The 26,962-nt window shown below is 59.5% G+C and carries 29 protein-coding genes and 1 tRNA gene; 4 read left to right on the forward strand and 26 right to left on the reverse strand.

Translation table 11 applies throughout. The features are described 5' to 3' along the window. Positions 1-45 precede the first annotated feature (45 nt). The 20 genes from der to trmJ form a co-directional block, all read right to left on the reverse strand. Positions 46-1,515 carry a ribosome biogenesis GTPase Der gene (gene der, locus BFP90_RS01995; protein WP_057723953.1) on the reverse strand — a complete coding sequence of 490 codons (1,470 nt, stop codon included), beginning with the start codon at positions 1,513-1,515 and terminating at the stop codon, positions 46-48. Further along, positions 1,503-1,709 carry a hypothetical protein gene (locus tag BFP90_RS29470; protein WP_158254504.1) on the reverse strand — a complete coding sequence of 69 codons (207 nt, stop codon included), beginning with the start codon at positions 1,707-1,709 and terminating at the stop codon, positions 1,503-1,505. Before BFP90_RS29470 ends, der begins: the two co-directional genes overlap by 13 nt. Before the next feature lie 60 nt (positions 1,710-1,769). Continuing rightward, a complete protein-coding gene (gene bamB / locus BFP90_RS02005; protein ID WP_065887486.1) occupies positions 1,770-2,921 on the reverse strand; it encodes an outer membrane protein assembly factor BamB in 1,152 nt (383 codons plus the stop codon). After that, positions 2,914-3,555, reverse strand: coding sequence for a YfgM family protein (locus BFP90_RS02010; protein ID WP_065887485.1), 642 nt, complete (start codon positions 3,553-3,555; stop codon positions 2,914-2,916). Before BFP90_RS02010 ends, bamB begins: the two co-directional genes overlap by 8 nt. A 41-nt stretch (positions 3,556-3,596) precedes the next feature. Then, positions 3,597-4,886, reverse strand: a complete 1,290-nt coding sequence (hisS, locus tag BFP90_RS02015; RefSeq protein WP_065895833.1) for a histidine--tRNA ligase — start codon at positions 4,884-4,886, stop codon at positions 3,597-3,599. 23 nt (positions 4,887-4,909) lie between these two features. After that, the gene (gene ispG, locus BFP90_RS02020; RefSeq protein ID WP_003175952.1) at positions 4,910-6,019 is read right to left on the reverse strand and encodes a flavodoxin-dependent (E)-4-hydroxy-3-methylbut-2-enyl-diphosphate synthase; all 1,110 of its coding nucleotides are present in this window, start codon (positions 6,017-6,019) and stop codon (positions 4,910-4,912) included. A 2-nt stretch (positions 6,020-6,021) separates the two neighbouring features. Continuing rightward, positions 6,022-7,002 (reverse strand): RodZ domain-containing protein, encoded by a 981-nt coding sequence (locus BFP90_RS02025; RefSeq protein ID WP_065895834.1) that lies wholly within the window; start codon positions 7,000-7,002, stop codon positions 6,022-6,024. After that, on the reverse strand, positions 7,002-7,760 hold the full coding sequence (pilW, locus tag BFP90_RS02030; protein WP_065892370.1) for a type IV pilus biogenesis/stability protein PilW: 759 nt from the start codon (positions 7,758-7,760) through the stop codon (positions 7,002-7,004). Before pilW ends, BFP90_RS02025 begins: the two co-directional genes overlap by 1 nt. Before the next feature lie 12 nt (positions 7,761-7,772). Continuing rightward, on the reverse strand, positions 7,773-8,921 hold the full coding sequence (rlmN, locus tag BFP90_RS02035; protein WP_065887481.1) for a 23S rRNA (adenine(2503)-C(2))-methyltransferase RlmN: 1,149 nt from the start codon (positions 8,919-8,921) through the stop codon (positions 7,773-7,775). 29 nt (positions 8,922-8,950) lie between these two features. Beyond that, positions 8,951-9,376 carry a nucleoside-diphosphate kinase gene (ndk, locus tag BFP90_RS02040; protein WP_003175956.1) on the reverse strand — a complete coding sequence of 142 codons (426 nt, stop codon included), beginning with the start codon at positions 9,374-9,376 and terminating at the stop codon, positions 8,951-8,953. A 92-nt stretch (positions 9,377-9,468) separates the two neighbouring features. Then, positions 9,469-9,669, reverse strand: coding sequence for a Fe-S cluster assembly protein IscX (gene iscX / locus BFP90_RS02045; RefSeq protein ID WP_003238461.1), 201 nt, complete (start codon positions 9,667-9,669; stop codon positions 9,469-9,471). A gap of 14 nt (positions 9,670-9,683) precedes the next feature. Then, positions 9,684-10,025 (reverse strand): ISC system 2Fe-2S type ferredoxin, encoded by a 342-nt coding sequence (fdx, locus tag BFP90_RS02050; protein ID WP_015885743.1) that lies wholly within the window; start codon positions 10,023-10,025, stop codon positions 9,684-9,686. A 3-nt stretch (positions 10,026-10,028) separates the two neighbouring features. Then, a complete protein-coding gene (gene hscA, locus BFP90_RS02055) occupies positions 10,029-11,891 on the reverse strand; it encodes a Fe-S protein assembly chaperone HscA (protein ID WP_065895835.1) in 1,863 nt (620 codons plus the stop codon). Positions 11,892-11,944: 53 nt separating this feature from the next. Continuing rightward, positions 11,945-12,466: a co-chaperone HscB gene (gene hscB / locus BFP90_RS02060; RefSeq protein WP_065895836.1), complete on the reverse strand. Its 522-nt coding sequence runs from the start codon at positions 12,464-12,466 to the stop codon at positions 11,945-11,947. Positions 12,467-12,474: 8 nt separating this feature from the next. Continuing rightward, on the reverse strand, positions 12,475-12,798 hold the full coding sequence (gene iscA, locus BFP90_RS02065; RefSeq protein ID WP_003175963.1) for an iron-sulfur cluster assembly protein IscA: 324 nt from the start codon (positions 12,796-12,798) through the stop codon (positions 12,475-12,477). Positions 12,799-12,826: 28 nt separating this feature from the next. Continuing rightward, positions 12,827-13,213 carry a Fe-S cluster assembly scaffold IscU gene (gene iscU / locus BFP90_RS02070; protein ID WP_003175965.1) on the reverse strand — a complete coding sequence of 129 codons (387 nt, stop codon included), beginning with the start codon at positions 13,211-13,213 and terminating at the stop codon, positions 12,827-12,829. 99 nt (positions 13,214-13,312) lie between these two features. Continuing rightward, positions 13,313-14,527 carry an IscS subfamily cysteine desulfurase gene (locus tag BFP90_RS02075; RefSeq protein WP_065887478.1) on the reverse strand — a complete coding sequence of 405 codons (1,215 nt, stop codon included), beginning with the start codon at positions 14,525-14,527 and terminating at the stop codon, positions 13,313-13,315. A 50-nt stretch (positions 14,528-14,577) separates the two neighbouring features. Beyond that, positions 14,578-15,069: a Fe-S cluster assembly transcriptional regulator IscR gene (gene iscR, locus BFP90_RS02080; RefSeq protein ID WP_003194020.1), complete on the reverse strand. Its 492-nt coding sequence runs from the start codon at positions 15,067-15,069 to the stop codon at positions 14,578-14,580. A 300-nt stretch (positions 15,070-15,369) separates the two neighbouring features. Continuing rightward, entirely contained in the window at positions 15,370-16,152 is a 783-nt protein-coding gene (cysE, locus tag BFP90_RS02085; RefSeq protein WP_065895837.1) for a serine O-acetyltransferase, read from the reverse strand. 2 nt (positions 16,153-16,154) lie between these two features. Beyond that, positions 16,155-16,925 (reverse strand): tRNA (cytosine(32)/uridine(32)-2'-O)-methyltransferase TrmJ, encoded by a 771-nt coding sequence (gene trmJ, locus BFP90_RS02090; RefSeq protein ID WP_065887476.1) that lies wholly within the window; start codon positions 16,923-16,925, stop codon positions 16,155-16,157. A 145-nt stretch (positions 16,926-17,070) separates the two neighbouring features. Here trmJ and suhB point away from each other — a divergent pair, with 145 nt between their 5' ends. After that, the gene (gene suhB, locus BFP90_RS02095) at positions 17,071-17,886 is read left to right on the forward strand and encodes a type III secretion system regulator SuhB (protein WP_003175971.1); all 816 of its coding nucleotides are present in this window, start codon (positions 17,071-17,073) and stop codon (positions 17,884-17,886) included. Positions 17,887-18,108: 222 nt separating this feature from the next. Here suhB and BFP90_RS02100 read toward each other — a convergent pair whose 3' ends face one another. The 6 genes from BFP90_RS02100 to queA all read right to left on the reverse strand — a co-directional run bounded on the left by BFP90_RS02100 (position 18,109) and on the right by queA (position 24,182). Next, complete coding sequence (locus BFP90_RS02100) at positions 18,109-18,651, reverse strand: glycine zipper 2TM domain-containing protein (RefSeq protein WP_005791197.1); 543 nt, start codon at positions 18,649-18,651, stop codon at positions 18,109-18,111. A gap of 123 nt (positions 18,652-18,774) precedes the next feature. Continuing rightward, entirely contained in the window at positions 18,775-19,689 is a 915-nt protein-coding gene (gene secF, locus BFP90_RS02105; protein ID WP_065892375.1) for a protein translocase subunit SecF, read from the reverse strand. Between the two features lie 9 nt (positions 19,690-19,698). After that, complete coding sequence (gene secD, locus BFP90_RS02110) at positions 19,699-21,567, reverse strand: protein translocase subunit SecD (RefSeq protein WP_065892376.1); 1,869 nt, start codon at positions 21,565-21,567, stop codon at positions 19,699-19,701. A gap of 62 nt (positions 21,568-21,629) precedes the next feature. Next, a complete protein-coding gene (gene yajC, locus BFP90_RS02115) occupies positions 21,630-21,968 on the reverse strand; it encodes a preprotein translocase subunit YajC (protein WP_003175975.1) in 339 nt (112 codons plus the stop codon). Between the two features lie 43 nt (positions 21,969-22,011). Further along, positions 22,012-23,127 carry a tRNA guanosine(34) transglycosylase Tgt gene (gene tgt, locus BFP90_RS02120; RefSeq protein WP_162303237.1) on the reverse strand — a complete coding sequence of 372 codons (1,116 nt, stop codon included), beginning with the start codon at positions 23,125-23,127 and terminating at the stop codon, positions 22,012-22,014. Between the two features lie 5 nt (positions 23,128-23,132). Continuing rightward, positions 23,133-24,182 (reverse strand): tRNA preQ1(34) S-adenosylmethionine ribosyltransferase-isomerase QueA, encoded by a 1,050-nt coding sequence (gene queA / locus BFP90_RS02125; RefSeq protein WP_065892377.1) that lies wholly within the window; start codon positions 24,180-24,182, stop codon positions 23,133-23,135. Positions 24,183-24,290: 108 nt separating this feature from the next. Between queA and BFP90_RS02130 the strand changes: the two genes are divergently transcribed. The 3 genes from BFP90_RS02130 to BFP90_RS02140 all read left to right on the forward strand — a co-directional run bounded on the left by BFP90_RS02130 (position 24,291) and on the right by BFP90_RS02140 (position 26,895). Then, positions 24,291-24,375, forward strand: a tRNA-Leu gene (locus BFP90_RS02130). A gap of 164 nt (positions 24,376-24,539) precedes the next feature. After that, a complete protein-coding gene (locus tag BFP90_RS02135; protein ID WP_065895838.1) occupies positions 24,540-25,781 on the forward strand; it encodes a tyrosine-type recombinase/integrase in 1,242 nt (413 codons plus the stop codon). A 265-nt stretch (positions 25,782-26,046) separates the two neighbouring features. Beyond that, on the forward strand, positions 26,047-26,895 hold the full coding sequence (locus tag BFP90_RS02140) for a hypothetical protein (protein ID WP_370671679.1): 849 nt from the start codon (positions 26,047-26,049) through the stop codon (positions 26,893-26,895). Positions 26,896-26,962: the final 67 nt, after the last annotated feature.

Here is a 26,962-nt window from a genome sequence, read left to right on the forward strand (position 1 = left end):
CGGCGCCCTCTCTTGCAGCTTGCAGCTTACAACGTGACGCTGCGGTTATTTCTTGTCGCGGCGCTTCTTGTCGGCCTTCTTGTGGTGAGTCATCAAACGACGCTTCTTGTTCACCTGACGGTCGGTCAATGTGTTCTTGTTGCCTTCGTATGGGTTCTCGCCACCCTTGAACTCGATACGGATCGGCGTGCCGACCAGCTTCAAGACACGGCGATAGGTGTTTTCCAGGTAACGCACATAGGACTTGGGCACCTTCTCGATCTGGTTACCGTGAATCACGATAATCGGCGGGTTGGCACCACCCAGGTGGGCGTAACGCAGTTTGATGCGGCGGTTGTTGACCATCGGCGGCGCGTGCTCGCCCACCGCGTCTTCCAGGATCTGGGTAAGGCGGTTGGTCGGCCAGCGCGTGACCGCAGACTTGAACGAGTTCTGTACCGAGGCGTAGAGGTTGCCCACGCCGGTGCCGTGCAGGGCCGAGATAAAGTGGATATCGGCAAACTCAACGAAGAACAGGCGACGCTGCAGCTCGATCTTGACGAAATCGCGCTCGCTCGGCGTCATGCCGTCCCACTTGTTGATCGCGATCACCAGGGCGCGACCGGCTTCCAGGGCAAAGCCCAGCAGGTTCAGGTCGTGGTCCACCACGCCTTCGCGAGCGTCCATCACAAAGATCACCACGTTGGCGTCTTTGATCGCTTGCAGGGTTTTGACCACGGAGAATTTTTCAACTTCTTCGTGGATCTTGCCACGCTTGCGCACACCGGCGGTGTCGATCAGCGTGTACTTTTCTTCGTTGCGCTCGAACGGGATGTAGATGCTGTCGCGGGTGGTGCCGGGTTCGTCATAGACGATTACCCGGTCTTCACCGAGCATGCGGTTGACCAGGGTCGACTTGCCGACGTTAGGGCGGCCGATGATGGCGATCTTGATACCGTCTTTTTCGCTCGGGCCAGGAATGCGCTTGGCTTCCTCGCCTTCGGCGACGATCTCCTCCTCACCCTCTTCTTCCTCATCGTCATCCTTGGGAAAGGTGCTGAGGGCAATTTCGAGCATCTGCGTGATGCCGCGACCGTGGGCGCCGGCAACCGGGATCGCGTCGCCCAGGCCCATCGGGCTGAATTCGGCGCGGGCCGCTTCAGGATCGATGTTATCGATCTTGTTCGCAACCAGATAGGAACGCTTGTTGCGCTTGCGCAGGTGCTCGCCAATCATCTGGTCGGCAGCGGTGTAGCCCGCGCGGGCGTCCACCAGGAACAACACGACATCGGCTTCTTCAATGGCCAGCAGCGACTGCTCGGCCATTTTTTCGTCCATGCCATGTTCGTCACCGGAGATACCACCGGTGTCGACAATAATGTAGGAGCGCCCTTGCCACTTTGCCTCACCGTATTGGCGATCACGGGTCAGACCGGACAAGTCGCCGACGATGGCGTCGCGAGTCCTGGTCAGGCGGTTGAACAAGGTGGACTTGCCGACGTTAGGTCGGCCCACCAGGGCGATTACGGGAACCATGCGGCTCTCCACTTCGTTATTTCAGAAAATACAAAAGCCGCTGCAGGGCAGCGGCTGGTGCTCGGGGCGGCATTTGAATGCCACATGCCCTGCTCGACACTGAATACTGCAGGAGCGAGCTTGCTCGCGAAAAACCAGAGGACGCCGCGTTTATCCAGAAAACCCGCGTTAGCGTTGACGTCCTTCGCGAGCAAGCTCGCTCCTACAAACAGCATTGAGGCAAGGCCGCCTGGGGGTTACCCCAAGCATGATTCTTACTTGATGGTCAGGGCTTCCAGCTTGCCGCTGTTGCCATACACATACAGCATGTTACCCACCACCAGCGGACGCGCACGCAGGCCGTCGCTGTCGATACGCTCGCGACCCACGAAGCGACCGTCCACCTGGCTCAGCAGGTGCAGGTAGCCTTCGAAGTCACCGACCGCTACGTAGCTGGAGAAGACTTCCGGCGCCGACAGTTGGCGGCGAGCCAGGGAGTCGTTGCTCCACAGCGCAGTGGTGGAACGCTCGTCGACACTTTCAACGGTGCCGGACGCCAGGCTTACGTAGACGCTGCCAAACCCTTGGGCGACACCGGCGTAGCTGGACGCATCACGCTGCCAGTTGACCCGGCCGCTCTGCAGGTCCAGTGCCGCGACACGGCCCTGGTAAGTAGCGACGTAGAGGGTCTCGCCGGACAGCAACAAGCCACCGTCGATGTCCACGACGCGATCCAACTCGGAACGACCTTGCGGGATAGCCACACGGGTTTCCCAGGCCGGCACGCCGTTCTGGGTATTCAGGGCCACCACTTTACCGGTGGACAGCCCGGCAACGGCCAGATTGTTGGTCACAATCGGACCACTGGTACCGCGCAGGGTCAACACCGCCGGGGTGCTGTCGTACAACCAGCGCTGTTCGCCGGTGCTGGCGTCCAGACCGATCACGCGATCATCCTGGGTCTGCACCACGACGATATCGCCGTTGGTGGCAGGCGGTGCGAGCACTTCACTGGTCACGCGGGCGCGCCATTTCTCTTCACCGGTGCTGGAGTCCAGCGCCACGACTTCGCCTTTGAGCGTGCCGAGCATGACCATGCCGTAACCCACGCCAACGGCGCCGGAGACAGGCAGTTCAAGGTCTTTCTTCCACTTCACGTCGCCGGTCATGCGATCCAGGGAGGTCACGATGCCGGTTACATCAGCGGCCACAATGTTGTCACCGTCGATTGCCGGTACCAGCATGTTGTAGGTTTCGCCCTGACCGTCACCGATGGAGCGGCTCCACTGCTTTTGCAGGACCACTTCTTCCTTGAAGCTGGTCAGCTCCGCAGGCGGCAGTTCTTTTTTACTGTTGCTGCTGCAACCCGCGGCCAGAACGGCCAGAGCCAGCAATGCTGCATGTTTCCAACGGATCACGTCACGCATCCCCTTTGGCCAAGTCGTCCAGCTTGATTTGTAAGCCACCGACCGCCGCTTCATCAGACAGCGCCGCCTTGGCTTTTTGGTACGCAGCATTGGCTTCGTCGGTACGACCCAATTGGACCAACAGGTCGCCCTTGAGCTCTTCGCGAGTGGCTACAAATGCCTTGTCAGCATCGCCGTCGAGCAGTTTGAGTGCTTCGTCAGCCTTGTTCTGTGCCGCCAATACCTGTGCCAGGCGTTGACGTGCGATTTCACCCAGAGTCGGGTTGGTCGGTTTGTCGGCGATGGCCTTGAGCTCAGTGGCTGCCTCATCCAGCTTGCCGGTGTCGACCGCGACTTTCGCGACGAACAGGCTACCGTACTGGGCGTAGGTCGTACCGCCAAACTCGTTCTTCAGCTTACCGGCCAGGTCTGCCACTCGTGCAGGGTCCGGCTTGCCGTCCGGCGTCAGGGTGGTTTCCAGCAATTGCTGGTAAACGATCGAGGCGCCCTGGGACTGGTTGGCCTGATATTTGGTCCAGGCTTGCCAGCCGAACACCACCACTAAAGCCAGCAGACCGCCAGTTACCAGGGGCTTGCCGTTACGCTGCCACCAGTCCTTGAAGTCGGCCAGTTGCTCATCATCAGTACTCGACACCCCAATACTCCTTAATCGCTAAATTCGGCTGTTCGACAGCTTCAACCCTGCACGACGCAGGTGGCCAGGTGCGCAGCGAGCGCATCAAAGGCAATGTTCTGTTGTTCGCCCTGGCCACGCAGGGGTTTGAAACCTACCACTTGCTGGGCCAACTCGTCATCGCCGAGGATCAGCGCATACAACGCGCCGCTCTTGTCAGCCTTCTTGAACTGGCTCTTGAAGCTACCGGCGCCGGCATTGATTTGCAGACGCAGGTTCGGCAGTTGGTCGCGCACCTGTTCGCTCAAGGCCAGGGCAGCCAGTTCGGCAGCCTCGCCAAAAGCGCAAAGATACACGTCCACCTGGCGGGAAATCTCTTGTGGCACTTGCTCAAGGGTCTCGAGCAACAGGATCAGCCGCTCGATGCCCATGGCGAAACCTACGCCCGTGGTCGGCTTGCCACCCATTTGCTCGACCAGGCCGTCGTAACGACCACCGGCACACACCGTGCCCTGGGCGCCGAGTTTGTCGGTGACCCACTCGAACACGGTCTTGCTGTAGTAATCGAGGCCGCGCACCAGCTTGGGGTTGATCACATAGGGAATACCCGCCGCATCCAGGCGAGCCTTGAGGCCCTCGAAGTGCGTGCGCGATTCGTCGTCCAGGTAATCGGCCATTTTCGGCGCGCCGACCAGTACGGCCTGGGTGTCGGCGTTCTTGGTATCAAGCACGCGCAACGGGTTGGTCTTCAGGCGGCGCTGGCTGTCTTCGTCCAGCTTGTCGAGGTGGGCAGACAGGTACTCGACCAGGGCTTCGCGATAGCGTCCGCGGGACTCACTGGTGCCCAGGCTGTTGAGTTCGAGCTTGACCGCGTCGCGGATGCCCAACTGGCCCCACAGGCGCCAGGTCAGGACGATCAACTCGGCGTCGATGTCCGGACCGTCCAGGTTGAAGACTTCGCAACCGATCTGGTGAAACTGGCGATAGCGACCTTTCTGCGGACGCTCGTGGCGGAACATCGGGCCGATGTACCACAGTTTCTGGGTCTGGCCGCCACCGGTGATGCCATGCTCCAGCACAGCGCGAACGCAGGCCGCAGTGCCTTCCGGACGCAGCGTCAGGGAGTCGCCGTTACGGTCTTCAAAGGTGTACATCTCTTTTTCGACGATGTCGGTCACTTCACCGATGGAGCGTTTGAACAGCTCGGTGAACTCGACGATCGGCATACGGATCTGCTTGTAACCGTAGTTATCCAGCAGACGCGCGACCGTGCTCTCGAAATAGCGCCACAGTGGCGTCTGCTCCGGCAGGATGTCGTTCATGCCACGAATGGCTTGCAGAGACTTGCTCACATCAAATCCTTAAATTCGTTCAATCAGCCGCGAGCGATCAGCGCTGCGTCAGCGGCGACCTTCTCGGCCGCTTTCTCGCGGATCAGCTTTTCCAGCTCATCCACCAGATTGTCATTCGTCAATTTCTGCGACGGTTTGCCGTCAATGTAAATCAGGTTCGGTGTACCGCCGGTCAAGCCCACGTGTGCCTCCTTGGCCTCGCCCGGTCCGTTGACCACGCAACCGATCACCGCGACATCCAGCGGCACCAGCAGGTCTTCGAGACGCAACTCCAGGTCGTTCATGGTTTTCACCACGTCGAAGTTCTGCCGCGAGCAGCTCGGGCAGGCAATGAAGTTGATGCCACGGGAACGCAAACGCAGGGATTTGAGAATGTCGTAGCCGACCTTCACTTCCTCTACGGGGTCTGCCGCCAGGGAGATGCGGATAGTATCGCCAATCCCTTCGGCGAGCAGCATACCGAGACCCACCGCAGATTTCACTGTGCCTGAGCGTAAACCGCCCGCTTCAGTGATGCCCAGGTGCAGCGGCTGCACGATTTCCTTGGCCAGCAGGCGGTAGGCTTCTACGGCCATGAACACGTCGGAAGCCTTTACGCTGACCTTGAAGTCCTGGAAATTCAGGCGCTCCAGGTGTTCAACGTGGCGCAATGCCGACTCCACCAGCGCCGCCGGGGTAGGCTCGCCGTATTTCTTTTGCAGGTCTTTTTCCAGCGAACCGGCGTTGACCCCGATGCGGATGGGAATACCACGATCACGGGCCGCATCGACCACGGCGCGCACACGGTCTTCACGACCGATGTTGCCCGGGTTGATCCGCAGGCAGTCCACACCCAGTTCGGCTACGCGCAACGCGATCTTGTAGTCGAAGTGGATGTCGGCAACCAGCGGCACCTTGACCAATTGCTTGATACGGCCGAAGGCTTCGGCAGCGTCCATGTCCGGTACGGACACCCGCACGATGTCCACGCCGGCCGCTTCCAGACGATTGATCTGGGCGACGGTGGCGGCCACGTCATTGGTGTCGCTGTTGGTCATGCTCTGCACCGCGATGGGGGCATCGCCGCCCACCGGCACCGAGCCGACCCAGATCTTGCGCGATACGCGACGTTTGATTGGAGATTCGCCGTGCATGACTATTGTCCCAACTTGAGGCGAGCGGTCTCGCCACTGGTGAACGGCGCTACGTCCACAGGCTGGCCGTTGTAGGCCACTTGCGCGCCACGGGCATAGCCCAGACGCAGCGTCAAAGGAGGCTTGCCGCCCTGGTCAAGAGTATCTCCCTTACGCTTCAGACCGCTAAACAGCACTTTGCCATTACCGTCGGTGACTTGCGTCCAGCAGTCAGCGACGAAGGTGATCTGTACGCGCCCGTCACCGGCGATCAACGCGGGGGTGGTGGGCGGCGAAATGGCAGGCGCAGCCGGTGCCGCAGGCGCTGGAGCCTGGGCCGGAGCGGCTGTTGCGGGAGCCTGGGCCACGGGCGCTACGGGAGCCGGCGCGGGTACGGCTGCAGTCGCTGCAGGTGCGCTGTCGGCTTGCGGAGCGGGTTGTTCAGCGGTGGCAGGCGCTTCCGGCGTGACTTGCCCTTCGACGACCGCCTGGTCTTCCGGCTCATCCAGCGGATGAATCTGGGTGGTGCCGTCGGCGCTTTCGACTTCGACGTGCTCCAGCGCGTTGCTGGTCAGGTCTTTATTGCGCTGGGAAGTCTGGTCCTGCCACCAGACGAAACCACCCCCGATCACGGCAATCAGCAGCAACAGGCTGACAATGCGCAGGATCGTGTGGGAAACCCGGGTCGGCTCTTCAATACGACCGAGGCCATGCACATTGCTGCCCTGGGAGTCGGTGCCGGTGAACTGGTCGAATTGCTGGACCAGTGCGGTCTGGTCGATACCCAGCAACTTGGCATAAGCGCGGATATAGCCGCGGGCAAACGTGTGCCCGGGCAGCTTGTCGAATGCGCCAGCTTCCAGGTTGGCCAGGGAGGTGCTGGTCAAATTGAGCTTGAGGGCCACTTGCGCCAGCGACCAACCATTGCTTTCGCGGGCCTCACGCAAGGTGTCGCCTGGGTTTACGCGATTAGCTGCTACAACTTCCGGGTGCGCGGCTTTCATCATTGCTCCGACAGGTATTGCTGATATTCCGGCGTACCGGGATAGAGTCGTTCGAGTTGCTGGCCAAAACGTGCGGCCGTGTCGCGTTCTTCATGAACCGTCGCCAGGCGCACACCGAGCAATAGACTACGTGCATTGTGCCCGCTGAGCAGGCTAAAACGCTCGTAATAGTCACGTGCCGGCACATAATGCCTGTCTTCGTAGGACAACTCAGCCATTTCAAGCAAAGCGCGTGGTTGGCGAGCGTTCAGGTGCAGGGCTTTTTCCAGTTGCTGGCGCGCCAGTTCGCGCTGTCCCAGGTGTATCGACGTCACCCCAAGGTTCTCGAAGATGCGCGAACGCTGGGAATAAAGGGTGTCGGTGCTGGCCTGGCGGAAATAAGCGGCCGCCTGTTCATACCGTTTCTGCTCGAACAGGAAACTGCCGTAGTTGTTCAGCAACCGCGCGTCGCCAGGACGGGAAGCCAGTGCCGTGGTGAAATACCGATCAGCCAACTCGGGCTCGGCCTGAGCCTGGAAGACCAGCGCCAGCGCGGCATTGGCATCCGCATCATCGGCATCCAGCTCCAGGGCCTTCTTCAATGGCACCTTGGCCTGCTCGCTCATGCCTTGTTGCAGATAGCCCAGCCCCAGTTGCACATACGCCACTCGCGCCGCTTCACGACCCTTGTCGGTTTGCAAAGGGCTGTCGTAGCCCGATGAAACACAACCGGCCACGAGACCGGTAACAAGTAAAAGCAGCGCAAGGCGCAAGGGCATAGAGATCCTCTCTCAGATTCGATTTACAGCAATCAGCGGCAAATCGTCGGCGGCGTTCAGTTCGCGTCCGGCGATATAACGCTCGCTGCGGCGGGTGCGGTCCATCACCTGCCCTACCAATTGGCCACAGGCGGCGTCGATGTCTTCACCACGAGTGGTGCGCACGGTGACGTTGTAGCCGGCCTGGTGCAGTTGATCCTGGAAACGGCGGATAGCGTTGTTGCTCGGCCGCTCGTAGCCAGAATGGGGAAACGGGTTGAACGGAATCAGGTTGATCTTGCACGGGGTGTTCTTGAGCAGCTCGATCATCTCGACCGCGTGCTCGACCTTGTCGTTGACGTCCTTGAGCATGGTGTACTCAATGGTCAAGACACGCTTTTCGCCCAAGGTCGCCATATAACGCTGGCAGGATTCGAGCAGCATCTTAAGCGGATACTTCTTGTTGATCGGCACCAATTGGTTACGCAATGCGTCATTGGGTGCGTGCAGCGACAACGCCAGGGAAACGTCGATGTGCTTGGCCAGCTCATCGATCATCGGTACCACGCCGGAGGTCGACAGGGTCACACGGCGCTTGGAGATGCCGTAGCCCAGGTCGTCCATCATCAGGTGCATGGCCGCAACCACGTTGTCGAAGTTCAGCAGCGGCTCACCCATGCCCATCATCACCACGTTGGTGATGGCACGGTCGACGGTCGCCGGGACGCTGCCAAAGGATTTGTTGGCAATCCACACCTGGCCGATGACTTCGGCGGCGGTGAGGTTGCTGTTGAAGCCTTGCTTGCCGGTGGAGCAGAAACTGCAGTCCAGGGCACAGCCTGCCTGGGACGAAACGCACAAGGTGCCGCGCTTGCCCTGGGGAATGTAGACGGTCTCGACGCAGCTGCCGGACGCCACGCGCACCACCCACTTACGGGTGCCGTCGCTGGAGATGTCCTCGCTGACCACTTCGGGACCACGAACTTCGGCAATGGCCTTGAGCTTGTCGCGCAGGGCCTTGCTGACGTTCGTCATGGCGTCGAAATCGTCGACGCCAAAGTGGTGAATCCACTTCATTACCTGACCGGCACGGAAACGCTTCTCCCCGATTGAGTCGAAGAATTTCTCCATTTCCGGCTGAGTCAGACCCAGCAGGTTGGTTTTAACAGTCGATGTAGTCATGGATTCACCCTCACTCTTTAAGCCGATGCTTAGCGAGCGGTTACTTCAGTAGCAGCGAAAAAGTACGAGATTTCGCGAGCAGCAGCGGCTTCGGAGTCCGAACCGTGAACAGCGTTGGCGTCGATGGACTCGGCGAAGTCAGCACGGATGGTGCCGGCAGCCGCTTCTTTAGGGTTGGTAGCGCCCATCAGCTCACGGTTCAGAGCGATAGCGTTCTCGCCTTCCAGCACCTGAACAACAACAGGACCGGAGATCATGAAGGCAACCAGGTCGCCGAAGAAGCCACGAGCGCTGTGCTCAGCGTAGAAGCCTTCAGCTTCAGCCTTGGACAGTTGCTTGAGTTTCGAAGCTACAACCTTCAGGCCGGCTTTTTCGAAACGAGTGGTGATCTCGCCGATGACGTTTTTTGCAACAGCGTCAGGCTTGATGATGGAGAAAGTACGTTGAACAGCCATGGTGTAACTCCAGAAACGGTAATTTACGAAAAATTAAACCCGCGAATTATACGCGGGTTATCAGGTATTGCCTAACTGCGTAATAAGGCGGCTCAGTCTGCTTCTTCGATCCACAGGCCTTGAATCGCCTCCAGGACCTTTTCGCCACCCCGATCAGGGATGTCGTCAAAATCCGGCAGTTCCATTACGAGGTTACGCAGCTTGACGAAGTTCACCGTAAGAGGATTGACCTCAGGATGAGCTTCAGCAAGTTGTATAGCGATTTCTTGTACATCAACCCATTTCAGGCTCATGACAGTTCCTTGAATCAATGCGGCGCTTCGGCCGCATGGTTGAGCGAATATTTCGGGATTTCGACCGTGATGTCCTCAGTGCCGACCTTTGCCTGACAGCTTAGACGCGAAGTCGCTTCCAGGCCCCAGGCGCGATCGAGGAAGTCTTCTTCCAGCTCATCGGCTTCCTCGAGCGAGTTGAACCCCTCGCGAATGACGCAGTGGCACGTGGTGCAAGCGCACACACCGCCACAGGCACTTTCGATCTCGATGTGGTTGTCGTGGGCGACCTCAAGGATGGACTTGCCGGTCTCAGCCTCCACGACCATACCATCCGGGCAATGCTCGGCGTGTGGCAGAAAAATGACCTGCGGCATCAGTTATTCCTCAATTTCATTCAGGTTGCGACCCGCCAGGGCGGCTTTTACCGTCTGGTCCATACGGCGGGCGGCAAAGGCATCGGTTACTTGTGACAGGCGCTTGGTCTGCTGCTCGATGGCGTAACCATCGTTGCCTTTCATCAGTTCGGCCAGCTCCTGCATCTGCAGGTCGATGACCATGCGCTCCTCGGCATCCAGCAAGCGCTCGCCATCGGCATCCAGGGCGCCCTGCACCGCTTCGAGCAGGCGCTGGGCATCGACTTGCTGCTCACGCAGCACACGAGCGACCTTGTCATCGCCGGCATACTGGAACGAGTCCTTGAGCATCTTGGCGATTTCACCGTCAGTCAGCCCGTAGGACGGCTTGACCTGGATACTGGCCTCGACGCCCGAGCCCAGTTCACGGGCCGCCACGCTGAGCAGGCCGTCGGCGTCGACCTGGAAGGTCACACGAATCTTCGCCGCGCCCGCCACCATCGCCGGGATACCGCGCAATTCAAAACGCGCCAGGGAGCGGCAGTCGCTGATCAGCTCGCGCTCGCCTTGCAGCACATGAATCATCATGGCCGTCTGGCCATCTTTGTAGGTGGTGAAGTCCTGGGCGCGGGCGACGGGAATGGTGGTGTTGCGCGGAATCACTTTCTCCATCAGGCCGCCCATGGTTTCCAGGCCCAGAGACAACGGAATCACATCGAGCAGCAGCAGTTCGCCACCATCGCGCTTGTTGCCGGCGAGGGTATCGGCCTGGATCGCAGCCCCAATGGCCACCACTTGATCCGGGTCGATTTCGGTCAGCGGCTGGCGGCCAAAGGCTTCGGCAACGGCCTCGCGAACCCTTGGAACACGGGTGGAGCCGCCTACCATGACCACCGCGCCGACCTCTTCGAACTCGATACCGGAATCACGCACCGCGCGGCGGCAGGCCTTGAGGCTGCGGGCAACCATCGGTTCGATCAACGCATCGAAGGCTTCGCGGGTCAGCTGGGCCGACCAGCTACCGTAGGAAACTTCAACGGAAGCAGCGTCCGTCAGCGCTTCCTTGGCAGCGCAGGCGGCTTGCAGCAGGTTGCGCTGAGCGCCCGGATCCAGGTCGGCAGACAAGCCGGCACTGCTGATGATCCAGCCCGCGATGGCATGGTCGAAGTCATCGCCACCCAGGGCGCTGTCGCCACCGGTGGCCAGCACTTCGAACACGCCGCCGGTCAGTCGCAGGATCGAAATATCAAAGGTGCCGCCGCCCAGATCATAAATGGCGACCAGGCCTTCGGCGTGCTGGTCCAGGCCGTAAGCCACGGCGGCAGCGGTCGGCTCATTGAGCAAACGCAGCACGTTCAGGCCGGCGAGCTTCGCCGCATCCTTGGTGGCTTGGCGTTGCGCGTCATCGAAATACGCCGGAACCGTGATCACCGCACCAACCAGCTCGCCGCCCAGGGTGATTTCCGCGCGCTGGCGCAGCACCTTGAGGATATCGGCCGACACTTCCACCGGGCTTTTCGGGCCCTGGACGGTGTCGATGAACGGCATATGGGATTCACCGCCGACAAAGCGGTACGGCAGCTGGTCGCCCAATTGCTTGACGTCGGACAGACCACGACCCATCAAGCGCTTGACCGACAGCACGGTATTGAGGGGGTCGGAGGACGCTGCCAGCTTGGCCGACTCGCCGACTTCGATACGGTCGGCGTGATAGCGCACGGCGGACGGCAGGATGACCTGGCCATCGGCATCGGGCAACGGCTCGGACAGGCCGCTGCGCACGGCAGCAACCAGGGAATTGGTGGTGCCCAGGTCAATCCCGACCGCCAGGCGACGCTGGTGCGGTTGAGGGCTTTGACCGGGTTCGGCGATTTGCAGTAGAGCCATGGTAATCAGGTCTTATCTGTCTATCAGGCGTGCATCACGGGCAGCACACTGGGTTAATCGTCGAGGCGCTCTTCTATCTGGCGCACTTCGTAGGTGAGCTTGTCGAGAAACTGCATGCGCCGCATCAGGCGTTCGGCCTGTTCGCGTTGCGCAGCATCATCCCAACAGGCTGCGAAGCTTTCGTTGAGCTCATCCTGGGCCGCCTTCAGACGACGCTTGAAGACCGCGACGCCAGCCACATCGGCTTCGTCCTGCAAGTCTTCGAGCTCTTCGCGCCATTGCATCTGCTGCATCAGGAAGTCCGGGTCATGCACGGTGACTTCCATCGGCAACTCGCCGCCCTTCATAGCCAGTAAATAACGGGCGCGTTTCGGGGGGCTTTTGAGCGTCTGATAGGCTTCGTTGAGGCTGGCCGATTGCTCCAGCGCCAGGCGTTGCTCACGCTCGGAAGCGTCAGCGAAGCGGTCCGGATGCACGCCACGCGCCAATTCTCGATAGCGCGTGGCAAGTTGCTCAAGATCCAGCCGAAAGCTCGGCTGCAGCTCGAATAAAGCGAAATGACAAGGAGTACCCACAAGAAGCCTCAGATGTTGAAGCTTTCGCCGCAGCCACATTCACCGCGTACGTTGGGGTTGTTGAACTTGAAGCCTTCGTTCAACCCTTCCTTGACGAAATCGAGCTCGGTGCCGTCCAGGTAGGTCAGGCTTTTGGGGTCGATGATCACTTTCTCGCCGTGACTTTCGAACACCTGGTCTTCCGCAACCACCTCGTCGACAAACTCCAGCACGTAGGCAAGGCCGGAACAGCCCGTGGTGCGAACACCCAGACGAATCCCCTCACCTTTACCGCGCCCATTCAGGGAGCGGCGAATGTGCTGCGCAGCCGCTTCTGTCATGCTGATAGCCATCGTTGACTCCTTACTCGTCGCCAAATACTTAGATCAAGCCTTTCTTCTGCTTGTAGTCGCGAACGGCCGCCTTGATGGCGTCCTCGGCGAGTACCGAGCAGTGAATTTTCACCGGCGGCAGGGCCAGTTCTTCGGCCAGCTGGGTGTTGCTGATGGTGACAGCTTCATCCAGGGTCTTGCCTTTCATCCATTCGGTCGCCAGGGAGCTGGAGGCGATGGCCGAACCGCAGCCGTAGGTCTTGAACTTGGCGTCTTCGATAACGCCAGCGTCGTTGACTTTGATCTGCAGGCGCATCACATCGCCGCACGCCGGAGCGCCGACCATGCCAGTGCCGACATCAGGATCTTCCGCGTTCATCTTGCCGACGTTGCGCGGGTTTTCGTAGTGGTCGATGACCTTTTCGCTGTAAGCCATGGTACTGAATCCTCACTCATCAGGGCCGCTCTGGAACCCTGTAGAAACGCCTGCGTTTTCCGCCACGTTGCTACAGAACTGGGGTGGCGGCTTCTATATTTAGTGTGCCGCCCACTCGATCTTGGAAATGTCGACACCGTCTTTGTACATGTCCCACAGCGGCGACAGAACGCGCAGCTTGTTGACGGCTTCGCAGACTTTCTGCGCGGCGTAGTCGACTTGCTCTTCAGTGGTGAAGCGGCCGAAGGTAAAGCGGATCGAGCTGTGTGCCAGTTCGTCGTTGCGGCCCAGGGCGCGCAGTACGTACGAAGGCTCAAGGGACGCCGAGGTGCAGGCCGAACCGGACGAAACCGCCAGGTCCTTGAGTGCCATGATCAGCGACTCGCCTTCGACGTAGTTGAAGCTCAAATTCAGGTTGTGCGGTACACGGGCGGTCATGCTGCCATTGATGTACAGCTCTTCAAGGTTCTCGACCTGCTTGTAGAAGCGGTCACTCAAGGCCTTGATGCGCACGTTTTCGGCAGCCATGTCTTCCTTGGCTACGCGGAAGGCTTCGCCCATGCCGACGATCTGGTGGGTCGCCAGGGTGCCCGAACGCATGCCGCGCTCGTGACCGCCGCCGTGCATGGTGGCTTCGATACGTACGCGCGGCTTGCGGCTTACGTACAGGGCGCCGATGCCTTTGGGGCCGTAGGTCTTGTGGGCGGAGAACGACATCAGGTCGACTTTCAGCTTGGACAGGTCGATCTCGACCTTGCCGGTGGACTGAGCGGCGTCGACGTGCAGCAGGATGCCCTTGGAACGGGTCAGCTCGCCAATCGCTTCGATGTCGTTGATGGTGCCGATTTCGTTGTTCACGTGGATCACGGAAACCAGGATGGTGTCGTCACGCAGCGCGGCCTCGATCATGGCCGGGGTGACGATGCCGTCGGTGGTGGGCTCGAGGTAGGTGACCTCAAAACCTTCACGCTCCAGTTGGCGCATGGTGTCCAGAACAGCCTTGTGCTCAATCTTGGTGGTGATCAGGTGCTTGCCCTTGGTCGCGTAGAAATGCGCCGCGCCCTTGATCGCCAGGTTGTCGGACTCGGTGGCACCGGAGGTCCAGACGATTTCGCGCGGATCAGCGCCAACCAGGTCGGCGACCTGGCGACGAGCGTTCTCGACCGCTTCCTCGGCTTTCCAGCCGAATACGTGGGAACGGGAGGCCGGGTTGCCGAAGTTTCCGTCAACCAGCAGGCATTCGCTCATCTTTTGCGCGACACGCGGATCAACCGGGGTGGTCGCTGAGTAATCAAGGTAAATCGGCAATTTCATGGACTTTCTCCTAAATCAGGCTGGCTGGCGCGCCGTTAGCTCTGCGGCTGTCACTCGACGGCGGACGCTTCGATCTTGTCCAGACGCGGCGCCTTGGTGTTGCAACGGCGCTGGTCCTGACGCTGGGCTACTTCTTGCACCTCACGGCGAGTCACAAGATCAGCCAAGCTGATACCACTCAAAAACTCATGGATCTGCAGGCTCAAGTCACACCACAAGTGGTGCGTCAGGCAGGTGTCACCGGCATGGCAATCACCCAGCCCCTGGCATTTGGTCGCATCGACGGATTCGTTGACCGCGTCGATCACCTGGGCTACCTGGATGCCCTGCATATCGCGGGACAATTGATAGCCGCCACCTGGGCCTCGCACGCTGGAAACCAGATTGCTGCGGCGCAATTTGGCGAACAGTTGCTCGAGGTAGGACAGGGAAATGCCTTGGCGCTCGGAGATATCGGCCAGGGACACCGGCCCAGTTTGCGCGTGCAAAGCCAGGTCGAGCATGGCAGTCACCGCGTATCGGCCTTTTGTAGTCAGTCTCATGGACAAGTACCAAGGTGTTTCAGAATGGGAGCAAGTATGCGATTCCCGAGTATTTAAGTCAACTATAAGACCTAGTACTTTAGTCAGGATTACCCGTAAAAAGGGCGCGCGAATCATAGCAGGCTGGGGTGGGGACGAACAGCGTCACCGGATAACCAGCGATGCCAGACACAACGAAGGTCAAATGTGGGAGGGGGCTTGCCCCCGATGGCGGTGGATCAGCCAGCACATAGGGCAACTGACCTACCGCTATCGGGGGCAAGCCCCCTCCCACAGGGGATCTCTGGCGATGCCGGGATCTTAGCTTACCTTAGTGGCGGTTTCGTCCTTGATCTCGGCGAAATCTTCTTCGCGCAGCTCAGGCAGATCCTTCGCACAGTAAGGGCTGCCCAAGTCCTTCAGGGCGCCACACATGCCCTCCAGCTTGCCATCCACCGCTTGCAGGTGGTCGAGCAACTGGCCAATGGCACGCGCCACCGGGTCTGGCATGTCTTCGCTGACGCCATAGGCATCAAAGCCAATCTTCTCGGCCATGGCCTTGCGCTTGGCCTCCTGTTCGTCGCCGACTTCCGGCTTGACGATGATCCGGCCCGGAATACCCACCACCGTCGCACCGGGCGGCACGGCCTTGGTGACCACGGCATTGGAGCCCACCTTGGCACCCGCGCCGACCGTGAACGGGCCAAGCACCTTGGCACCCGCGCCCACCACCACACCGTCGCCCAGCGTCGGGTGGCGCTTGCCTTTATTCCAGGTGGTCCCGCCCAGGGTGACCCCCTGATAGAGCGTCACGTCATCGCCAATCTCGGCGGTCTCGCCAATCACGATGCCCATGCCATGGTCGATGAAGAAGCGACGGCCGACCTTGGCGCCGGGGTGAATTTCGATCCCGGTCAGCCAGCGCCCGAAGTTCGACACCAGCCGCGCCAGCCATTTCCAACCCATGCCCCACAGGGCGCCGGACAGGCGGTGAAGCCAGATCGCGTGCATGCCGGGGTAGCAGGTCAGCACTTCAAAGGCGTTGCGCGCCGCCGGGTCACGGTGGAAAACACTCTGGATATCTTCTCGCAAACGCTCGAACATCTTTAATCCTTCCGCTTAAGGAGCTCGCCACGGGCCGCTTTCTGGGTTTCCGTGAGGATGCCACGCAATATATTCATTTCCGCCCGACTGACCGAGCTGCGCCCGTAAAGGCGGCGCAGGCGCGCCATCAAGTGCCGTGGTTTTTCAGGGTCGAGGAACTCGATGGCCACCAGGGTTTGCTCCAGGTGCTCATAGAATCGCTCCAGCTCGTCCATCGTGGCCAGCTCGCCACTTTTGGTCGACGCCACTTCGTCCTTCTCCATCTTGCTCGGCTGGCCCTCAGCCGCCAACCAGGCCATGCGCACTTCGTACGTCAGCACCTGCACCGCCGCACCCAGGTTCAGCGAACTGAACTCAGGGTCTGATGGAATGTGCACGTGGTAATGACATCGCTGCAGCTCTTCATTGGTCAGGCCGGAGTCTTCACGGCCAAACACCAGGGCGATTTCTGCGCCACCGGCCGCCTCTTCCACCACTTTGGTACCGCACTCACGCGGGTCCAGCAATGGCCAGGGAATGCGGCGGTCGCGGGCGCTGGTGCCGAGCACCAGGTTGCAGCCGACCAAGGCGTCTTCCAGGGTGGCGACAACCTGGGCGTTTTCCAGGATGTCATTGGCGCCGGATGCGCGGGCATCGGCCTCATGGTGCGGAAACACACGTGGCTCGACCAGCACCAGCCGCGTCAGCCCCATGTTTTTCATGGCTCGCGCCACCCCACCGATGTTGCCGGGATGACTGGTATTGACCAAAACGACACGGATGTTTTGCAGCAAGGGAGGCGCTCTCGGACACGGGAAAGGGGAGCAAATCTTACAGAAGCGCTTAGGGTTATGCCACGAAAGCTAACGTCGCCCTTCACCTGAAGAAAGTTTCTGCTAAACTGCCCGGCTTTCTTTAACAACCTTAGGTGACCTATCCATGCAGCCCATGCTGAATATCGCGCTGCGCGCCGCCCGCAGCGCCAGTGAATTGATCTTCCGCTCCATCGAGCGCCTGGATACCATCAAGGTCGACGAAAAAGACGCCAAGGATTATGTATCCGAGGTGGATCGCGCCGCCGAACAGAAAATCATCGACGCCCTGCGCAAGGCCTACCCGACCCACGGCATCCTCGGTGAAGAAACCGGCCTGCACAAAGGCAGCGGCGAAGGCGAAGACTACCTGTGGATCATCGACCCACTGGATGGCACCACCAACTTCCTGCGTGGCATCCCGCACTTTGCCGTAAGCATTGCGTGCAAATACCGCGGCCGCCTGGAACACGCCGTGGTGCTGGACCCGGTTCGCCAGGAAGAATTCACCGCCAGCCGTGGCCGTGGCGCCCAGCTCAATGGTCGCCGCCTGCGTGTCAGCGGCCGCACCAGCCTGGACGGCGCCCTGCTGGGCACCGGCTTCCCGTTCCGTGACGACCAGATGGACAACCTGGAAAACTACCTGGGCATGTTCCGCGCCCTGGTCGGCCAGACTGCCGGCATCCGTCGCGCTGGCGCAGCGAGCCTGGACCTGGCCTACGTGGCCGCCGGTCGTTTTGATGCGTTCTGGGAGTCGGGCCTGTCCGAGTGGGACATGGCTGCGGGCGCCCTGCTGATTCAAGAAGCGGGCGGCCTGGTGAGCGACTTCACCGGCGGTCACGACTTTCTGGAGAAAGGCCACGTGGTTGCCGGCAACACCAAATGCTTCAAGGCAGTGCTGACGGCGATCCAGCCGCACCTGCCGGCTTCGCTGAAGCGCTAAGCGAGCGCGCACAAAAAAGCACCCCGAGGGGTGCTTTTTTTATGCCTGGGATTTGAGCCAGGCCCATCCATCAGCAGCAATACAGATCAAATGTGGGAGGGGGCTTGCCCCCGATTGCAGAGTGTCAGTCAACCAAGCATCAACTGACCCACCGCTATCGGGGGCAAGCCCCCTCCCACATGTTGAATTGCACAGTTTTTTGAATCTGTGCCTGGCCCTGGATTACTGCTGGTTCTGACCCAGGATCAGACGCCCTTCCTTGTCCACCGGAATCTGGCCGCCTGGATCACGCTCCATACGCACAGTACCTTCCTTGCCATCCAGGTTGTAACGCACGTCATAGCCCACAACCTTGTCGCTGATGTCATTCACGGTGTTACAGCGAGTCTGGGTAGTGGTGTAGGTATCGCGGTTCTGCATACCTTCCTGAACCTTGTTACCCGCGTAACCGCCACCGACCGCACCGGCGACCGTTGCCAGCTTCTTGCCGTTACCACCACCAATCTGGTTGCCGAGCAGGCCGCCTGCCAGGGCGCCTACGACGGTACCGGCGATTTGATGCTGATCCTGCACCGGACGCTGCCGGGTCACGGTGACATCCTTGCAGACCTCACGCGGGGTTTTAATCTGGGTTTTTACCGGCTGTACCGCCAGCACTTGCGCATACTCAGGGCCGCTTTTTACCAGGCTGTAGGTGGCAACAGCGCCCCCGGCAGTCACACCGACAGCACCCAATACCGCACCAACCAGCAACGACTTGTTCACGTTGAACCTCCTGACCATCACAAGCGGACCGAAAGATCCGCGCTATACCCAGCCTTGGAGCAAAAAAAAAGGCACGAGTTCAATCTCGTGCCTTTCTTTGTACCGCCGATCAACAAACGCCCATCAAGGACGGTCGTCGACCTCCTTGCCAGTGCTGGCCGGAGGGATCAGGTCTTCGCTGTTGAGGTTCAGCCAGATCAGTACCACGTTGGCGATGTAGATCGACGAATAGGTACCGGCCAGAACACCGATGAACAGCGCCAGGGAGAAGCCCCACAGGTTGTCGCCACCGAAGATCATCAGCGCAGCAATCGCCAGCAAGGTGGAGATCGACGTCGCCATGGTCCGCAGCAGGGTCTGGGTGGTGGAGATGTTGATGTTCTCGATCAACGTGGCCTTGCGCAGTACACGGAAGTTCTCGCGAACCCGGTCGAATACCACGATGGTGTCGTTGAGCGAGTAACCAATGATCGCCAGCACGGCGGCCAATACGGTCAGGTCGAAGGTGATCTGGAAGTACGCCAGGATACCCACGGTCACGATCACGTCGTGGATCAGCGACACGATGGCGCCGACCCCGAACTTCCACTGAAAGCGGAAGGCCAGGTAGATCATGATGCCGACCAGCGCCATCAGCATGCCGAGGCCGCCCTGGTCGCGCAGCTCTTCACCCACCTGCGGGCCGACGAACTCGACGCGCTTGACCGAGGCCGGGTTGTCGCCGCCGACCTTCTGCAAGGCCTCGGCAACCTGGTGACCCAGTTGCGGATCTTCGCCAGGCATGCGCACCAGCAGGTCGGTAGTGGCGCCGAAGCTCTGCACCACCGCCTCGTGATAGCCGGCCTTGACCAGCTCATCGCGCACCAGGGTGACGTCGGCCGGCTTCTCGTAGGTCAGCTCGATGAGCGTACCGCCGGTAAAGTCCAGACCGTAGTTCAGGCCCTTATGGAACCAGCTGAACAACGCCAGAACGGTAAGGAGCACGGTGACGCCGAACGCAACGTTGCGAACGCCCATGAAGTTGATTGTACGTAACATGGCAGCCCCTTAAATCCACAACTTCTTGAAGTCACGCCCGCCAAAGATCAGGTTGACCATTGCGCGGGTCACCATGATGGCCGTGAACATCGAGGTAAAGATACCCAGGGACATGGTCACCGCAAAACCTTTGACGGGGCCGGTGCCCATGGCAAAGAGAATCCCGCCGACCAGCAGAGTGGTCAGGTTGGAGTCGAGAATCGCGGTAAATGCCCGGCCGAAGCCTTCGTTGATTGCACGTTGTACGGTCATGCCCGCCGCGATCTCTTCACGGATTCGCGAGAAGATCAGCACGTTGGCGTCCACCGCCATACCCATGGTGAGGACGATACCGGCGATACCCGGCAGGGTCAGCGTGGCGCCCAGCAGCGACATCAGCGCCAGCAGCATCACCATGTTGCCCGCCAGGGCCACGGTGGCAATGATGCCGAAGAAGCGGTAGATGGCGATGATGAACAGCGACACGAACAACATGCCCCACAGCGCCGCATCGACACCCTTGGTGATGTTGTCGGCACCCAGGCTCGGGCCGATGGTGCGTTCTTCAGCGAAGTACATCGGCGCCGCCAGGCCACCGGCACGCAGCAGCAGGGCCAGCTCGGAAGATTCGCCCTGGCCGTTCAGGCCAGTGATGCGGAATTGCGCACCCAGCGGCGACTGGATGGTCGCCAGGCTGATGATCTTCTTCTCTTCCTTGAAGGTCTGTACCGGCACGTCTTTCTCAACGCCGTTGACCATCTGCTTGGTATAGGTGGTAACCGGACGCTGCTCGATGAAGATTACCGCCATGCTGCGACCGACGTTGCTGCGCGTGGCGCGGCTCATCAGCTCGCCGCCGTGGCCATCCAGGCGGATGTTCACTTCAGGCGTGCCGTGCTCGCCGAAACCGGCCTTGGCATCGGTCACCTGGTCACCGGTGATGATCAAGCCACGCTCGATCAACGCTGGAGGACGGTTGCCTTCGCGGAACTCGAACTCTTCGGAAGTCGCGCGGGTAGCACCCGGCTCAGCCGCGAGGCGGAACTCCAGGTTGGCGGTTTTACCCAGGATACGCTTGGCTTCAGCGGTGTCCTGCACGCCCGGCAGTTCAACCACGATGCGGTTGGCGCCCTGGCGCTGCACGATCGGCTCAGCCACACCCAGCTCGTTGACGCGGTTACGCACCGTGGTCAAGTTCTGCTTGATGGAGTATTCGCGGATTTCCGCGATCTTGGCCGGGCTCATTGCCAGACGCAGCACCGCCTGACCATTGAGGTCGGCCGGTACGATGTCAAAGTCGTTGAAGTTCTTGCGGATCAGCGCACGGGCCTGTTCGCGGGAAGCTTCGTCAGCGAAGCCCAGCTGGATCGCACCGTTGAGCTGCGGCAGGCTGCGATAACGCAGTTTTTCTTTGCGCAGCAGGCTCTTCACATCGCCTTCATACACTTTCAGGCGTGCGTCGAGGGCTTTGTCCATGTCGACTTCCAGCAGGAAGTGCACACCACCGGACAAGTCCAGACCCAGCTTCATCGGGTGCGCGCCAATGCTGCGCAGCCATTGTGGCGTGGTCTGTGCCAGGTTGAGCGCGACAACATAGTCGTCACCCATGACCTTGCGTACGACATCCTTGGCCGGCAATTGGTCTTCTTGCTTGGTCAGGCGCAACAAGCCGCCTTTGGAACCAGCTGCCAAGGTTGCCGCTTTAACCTGGATGCCCGCGTCAGTCAGCGCTTTGCTCGCGCGTTCCAGATCAGCCTGATTGACCTGCAGCGAAGTGCTGGCGCCAGAGATCTGGATCGCCGGGTCATCAGGATAGAGATTGGGAGCGGAATAAATAAAACCGATCGCCAGCACCGCCAGGATCAGTACGTATTTCCACAGAGGGTATTTGTTCAGCATCACGCCGCCCGCTTATAACGCGGGGCGCCTTGCGCGCCCCGTCGATTGGTAAAGGTTGTTACTCAGATCGCTTTGAGCGTGCCTTTTGGCAGCGTGGCGGCGATGGCGCCCTTCTGGAACTTCATTTCTACGGTGTCGGAGACTTCCAGTACCACGAAAGCATCGGAAACCTTGGTGATCTTGCCGGCGATACCGCCAGTGGTCACGACTTCGTCGCCTTTCTGCAGGCTGCCGAGCAGGTTTTTCTGCTCTTTGGCGCGCTTGGCCTGTGGACGCCAGATCATCAGGTAGAAGATGACCAGGAAGCCGACCAGGAAAATCCACTCGAAACCACCGCCCATCGGGCCGGCAGCAGCAGGCGCGGCGGCGTCAGCCATGGCGTTAGAGATAAAAAAGCTCATTTAGCACTCCAGTTGCAAATAGTGAATCTTAGGGTCGGGAAACTCAGTCCAAGGGCGGCACAGGGAGCCCGCGCTTGGCATAGAAGGCATCGACGAAGGCGGCCAATGTACCCTGTTGAATAGCCTCGCGCAAACCAGCCATCAGGACTTGGTAGTGACGCAAATTGTGGATGGTATTCAACATGCTACCCAGCATTTCCCCGCACTTGTCCAGATGGTGCAGATAAGCACGGGAGAAGTTCTGGCAGGTGTAGCAATCGCAGGTCGGATCGAGCGGCGAATCATCATGGCGATGGAACGCGTTACGGATCTTCAGCACGCCTGTATCAATGAACAGATGCCCATTGCGGGCATTACGGGTTGGCATCACGCAATCGAACATGTCCACACCGCGGCGCACACCCTCTACGAGATCTTCCGGTTTGCCAACGCCCATAAGGTAACGAGGTTTTTCTGCGGGCATCAGGCCCGGCAGGTAATCGAGCACCTTGATCATCTCGTGCTTGGGCTCGCCCACCGACAGACCGCCGATAGCCAGGCCGTCGAAGCCGATCTTGTCGAGGCCTTCCAGCGAGCGCTTGCGCAGGCTTTCATGCATGCCGCCCTGCACAATGCCGAACAGCGCCGCGGTGTTGTCACCGTGGGCATTCTTCGAACGCTGGGCCCAACGCAGGGACAGCTCCATGGAGATGCGCGCCACGTCTTCGTCAGCCGGGTACGGCGTGCACTCGTCAAAAATCATCACGATGTCCGAGCCCAGGTCGCGCTGCACCTGCATCGACTCTTCCGGGCCCATGAACACTTTGGAGCCATCCACCGGCGAGGCGAAAGTCACGCCCTCCTCCTTGATCTTGCGCATGGCGCCCAGGCTGAACACCTGAAAACCACCGGAGTCGGTGAGGATCGGACCCTGCCACTTCATGAAGTCATGCAGGTCGCCGTGCTTCTTGATCACTTCCGTGCCCGGGCGCAGCCACAGGTGGAAAGTGTTGCCGAGGATGATCTCGGCGCCGGTGGCGACGATGTCACGGGGCAGCATGCCCTTGACGGTGCCGTAGGTGCCGACCGGCATGAACGCCGGGGTCTCCACGGTGCCGCGCGGAAAAGTCAGGCGACCACGACGGGCTTTGCCGTCGGTGGCCAGCAGTTCAAACGACATACGACTCATAAGTTGTCCTCAGGGCCGCGCGGCGCCGGGTTACGGGTGATGAACATCGCATCACCGTAGCTGAAAAAACGGTACTCGTTGGCGATGGCGGCTTGATAAGCGGCCATGGTTTCCGGGTAACCGGCAAACGCCGACACCAGCATCAACAGCGTGGATTCCGGCAAATGAAAGTTGGTGACCAGGCAATCGACCACATGGAACGGCCGGCCCGGGAAAATAAAGATATCGGTGTCACCACTGAACGGCTTGAGCACACCATCGCGCGCCGCGCTCTCCAGCGAGCGCACGCTGGTGGTGCCCACCGCCACCACCCGCCCGCCGCGCGCCTTGCACGCGTTAACCGCGTCCACCACGTCCTGGCCGACTTCCAGCCATTCGCTGTGCATATGATGGTCTTCGATGTTCTCCACACGCACCGGCTGAAACGTCCCGGCCCCCACGTGCAGGGTCACATAGGCGCTTTCGACGCCCTTGGCGGCAATCGCATCCAGCAGCGGCTGGTCGAAATGCAGCCCGGCCGTCGGCGCCGCCACCGCACCGAGGCGCTGCGAGTACACCGTCTGATAGCGCTCGCGGTCCGCGTCTTCGTCGGGGCGGTCTATATAAGGAGGCAACGGCATATGGCCGACACGCTCCAGCAGCGGCAACACTTCCTCGGCGAACTTAAGCTCGAACAACGCATCATGCCGCGCCACCATCTCGGCCTCGCCACCGCCATCGATCAAGATGCTCGACCCCGGTTTCGGCGACTTGCTGGAGCGCACATGAGCCAGCACGCGATGGCTGTCCAGCACCCTTTCCACCAGAATTTCCAGCTTGCCGCCGGAAGCTTTCTGGCCAAACAGCCGCGCCGGAATCACCCGGGTATTGTTGAACACCATCAAATCGCCTGGGCGTAAATGCTCAAGCAAATCAGTGAATTGACGGTGTGCGAGGGCACCGCTCGGCCCGTCCAGGGTCAGCAGTCGACTGGCGCGACGCTCGGCCAAAGGGTGGCGAGCGATCAGCGAATCAGGGAGCTCAAAAGTAAAGTCAGCAACGCGCATGATGGGGTTCGTCTAGCAGGGCCGGGAAGTCTAGCGGAAATAGTCAAAATTGACCATGAAACGTGATTGACCAACGGTAATCACCTCTCTATACTTCGCCGCCATTGAGCCCTGATGGCGGAATTGGTAGACGCGGCGGATTCAAAATCCGTTTTCGAAAGGAGTGGGAGTTCGAGTCTCCCTCGGGGCACCACATAGCAGTATCTGAGAGTCTCTACCAGCCTCTCAGACCCAGAAAAACCGGCCACTTGGCCGGTTTTTTTGTGCCTGTCTGTCTACCCCTGTCTCCCCTTATCCGTTGTATCCCTGTATCCCTGCTTGTATCCTGAGAAAAATACCGAACTTTGGGATACAAGGATGAAGCGCGCAGATATCAAGCGCCGCCCTCTCGCTGATACGACACTTGCGGGATTGGAGCCGGAATTAAAGGAATACCGAGAGCTGGACGGAAACGGCCTCTACTTCAGGGTAAAACCTGATGGTGGTAAATCCTGGCAGCTCCGCTACAAACGTCCGGCGGGCAACTGGGCTTGGATGGGGCTCGGGGGTTACCCGGAAGTAAGTGGTGCGTTAGCAAGGGACAAAGCTGCTGAACTGCGCAAGGTAGTGAGCAGCGGGGCCGATCCTCTCGAACAAAAACGCTCTGCCAAAGCGGCAATTGATGCCGCTAAGACTCGTACCTTCCGAGCCGCTGCTGAAGCTTGGCTCAAGGCCAAGGAAGAAAAGGGGCTCGCTCCCTCCACCCTTAACAAAATCCGCACTTACCTCGACAAAGACATACTCCCTGCGCTGGGAGATAAGCCCCTGGACGAAATCACTCGTACTGACTGTGCAGAGCTCCAAGCTTCACTCGAAGCCCGGGACGCACACAACGTAGCGGAAAAGTGCCGCACGTGGATCAATCAGATATTCGGACGAGCCATCGGCTTAGGCCTCACGGAAAACGATCCTGGCAGTCGCCTGCGAGATATTGCAGCTCAAGCCCCGAAGACTCAGCAGCATCCTCATTTGCTGGAGCCTGAGTTAGCAGAGTTCCTCCAAGCACTCAAAAACACACCCAGCAGGCTGACGGCCCGAACTGCCGCATGGCTCTGCATCTGGACCGCATCCAGACCGGGCATGGTTCGGTTAGCTGAATGGAAAGAGTTCGACCTAGATAAAGCGATATGGACGACGCCTGCCGCCAAGATGAAGATGCGCAGGGACTTTGTTTGCCCACTCCCTAAGCAAGCACTTTCCGCTCTCAAAGAACTTCATTGCCTCACAGGTCGTAGTCGTTGGCTGTTCCCTGGGGTGGGCGCTAAGAATCCAACGATTAGCGAAAACACCATCAACAAGGTCTTCGCGACGGTTGGTTACAAAGGTCGCTTGGTAGGTCATGGTACTCGTCATACCGCCAGCACTCTGCTCAGGGAACACGGCTGGCCGAAAGAGCATGTCGAAGCGCAGCTTGCTCACAAAGAAGAGGGAATATCCGGGGTATACAACAAGGCTCAATACCTTGAGCACCGCGTGAAGATGATGCAGTGGTACGCAGATCACCTTGATGCGTTGGTGAGCGAGAACGTTATCAATCGCAAGTTCGGGAAAGCAGTATGACTCCACACATGCGTACCCCCTTAAAAATCCATGTAACAGGTGTTACTCGTGTAACGACCTTCGGCAAACGCCCGAATTCATTGACTCTTACGCCCGTTACACTCATGAGCGACTTCCCGTACACCTTCTTTGACGCCGACCAAACGTGTAACGCCAGAGCGACCCCGTATTTGCTGCTGGCAGACCTAGGGCTAGGCGTGCGCCGCTGGATAAGATTGCACGACACAGGGCGCGGGACTGAAACAAATACTAAGGGTCAACAACGATGCCGATGAATGCGAGCGAGATCGGGGAAAGCATTCAATGGCCAAGTTCAACAGCCGATCTGGTTGAGTACTTATCTGCTCAACCGCTGTACTCCCTCTGTCGCGAACAGATCCTGCATGTTTGTCAGTTGATCGACCAATGCCGTCTGCGCATCAACCGAGCCGGGCTCGGCGATACTCTGAATTCCTTGTGCATCAAGGTGACGCAGAACGAGGAAACGATTTCAGAAAATGCCATGTCAGCCCCTCCCGCATTTCTGGCGAACACCGTTCGCCAACATGGCCGGAGTGAATTCGTCACAGACGATCAGGCACACGCGGTGTACATCATGGCCTGCGCGGTGAAAGCCTTAGAGGTTTTGCACGATTGGATGTTCGACGTCGAACGGACAGCCCTGCCTAAGGGAATACCTATGCCTGACTGGCCGTGGGACTTTTATTGCGAGTACGTAGAGGGACAGGTTAACGAGGATGACCGCATAGATGCGTTGGACTTATACGTTATCCACTTGGAACCGATCACCTATTTGCCCGCGTTACGTCGCGACGAATTGAGACCTCTGGCCCTTAGCGCAATTAGAGAAGCGACCCGACGAAAGGGCGGTCTCCTTAGTGGGAAAGATCGGGTCGCCGATATGAGCGAACGCGATATAGCCCTTGTCGAAAAGGCTCGCGCTCTACTGCATGACGGCATGTCACGACGCCATGTGACCACAGAGGTACACCGCTGGCTTACCCAACAGGTCGCTAAGCCATACAAGCAACGACCTAACTGGATTTCCCAGGAAACGGATAAAGCATTGTCCCGTAAGCGCGTGGAAGCCATTCTTAAGCAACACAAGGTCTAGTTCACCTGAAATTTCAAATGGAAGTTAACTCCTTCAAAGATTCCATCGCCTAGATCATTGCTCTCGT

This window comes from Pseudomonas sp. 24 E 13, from assembly GCF_900004715.1.
Classification (GTDB): Bacteria; Pseudomonadota; Gammaproteobacteria; order Pseudomonadales; family Pseudomonadaceae; genus Aquipseudomonas; species Aquipseudomonas orientalis_A.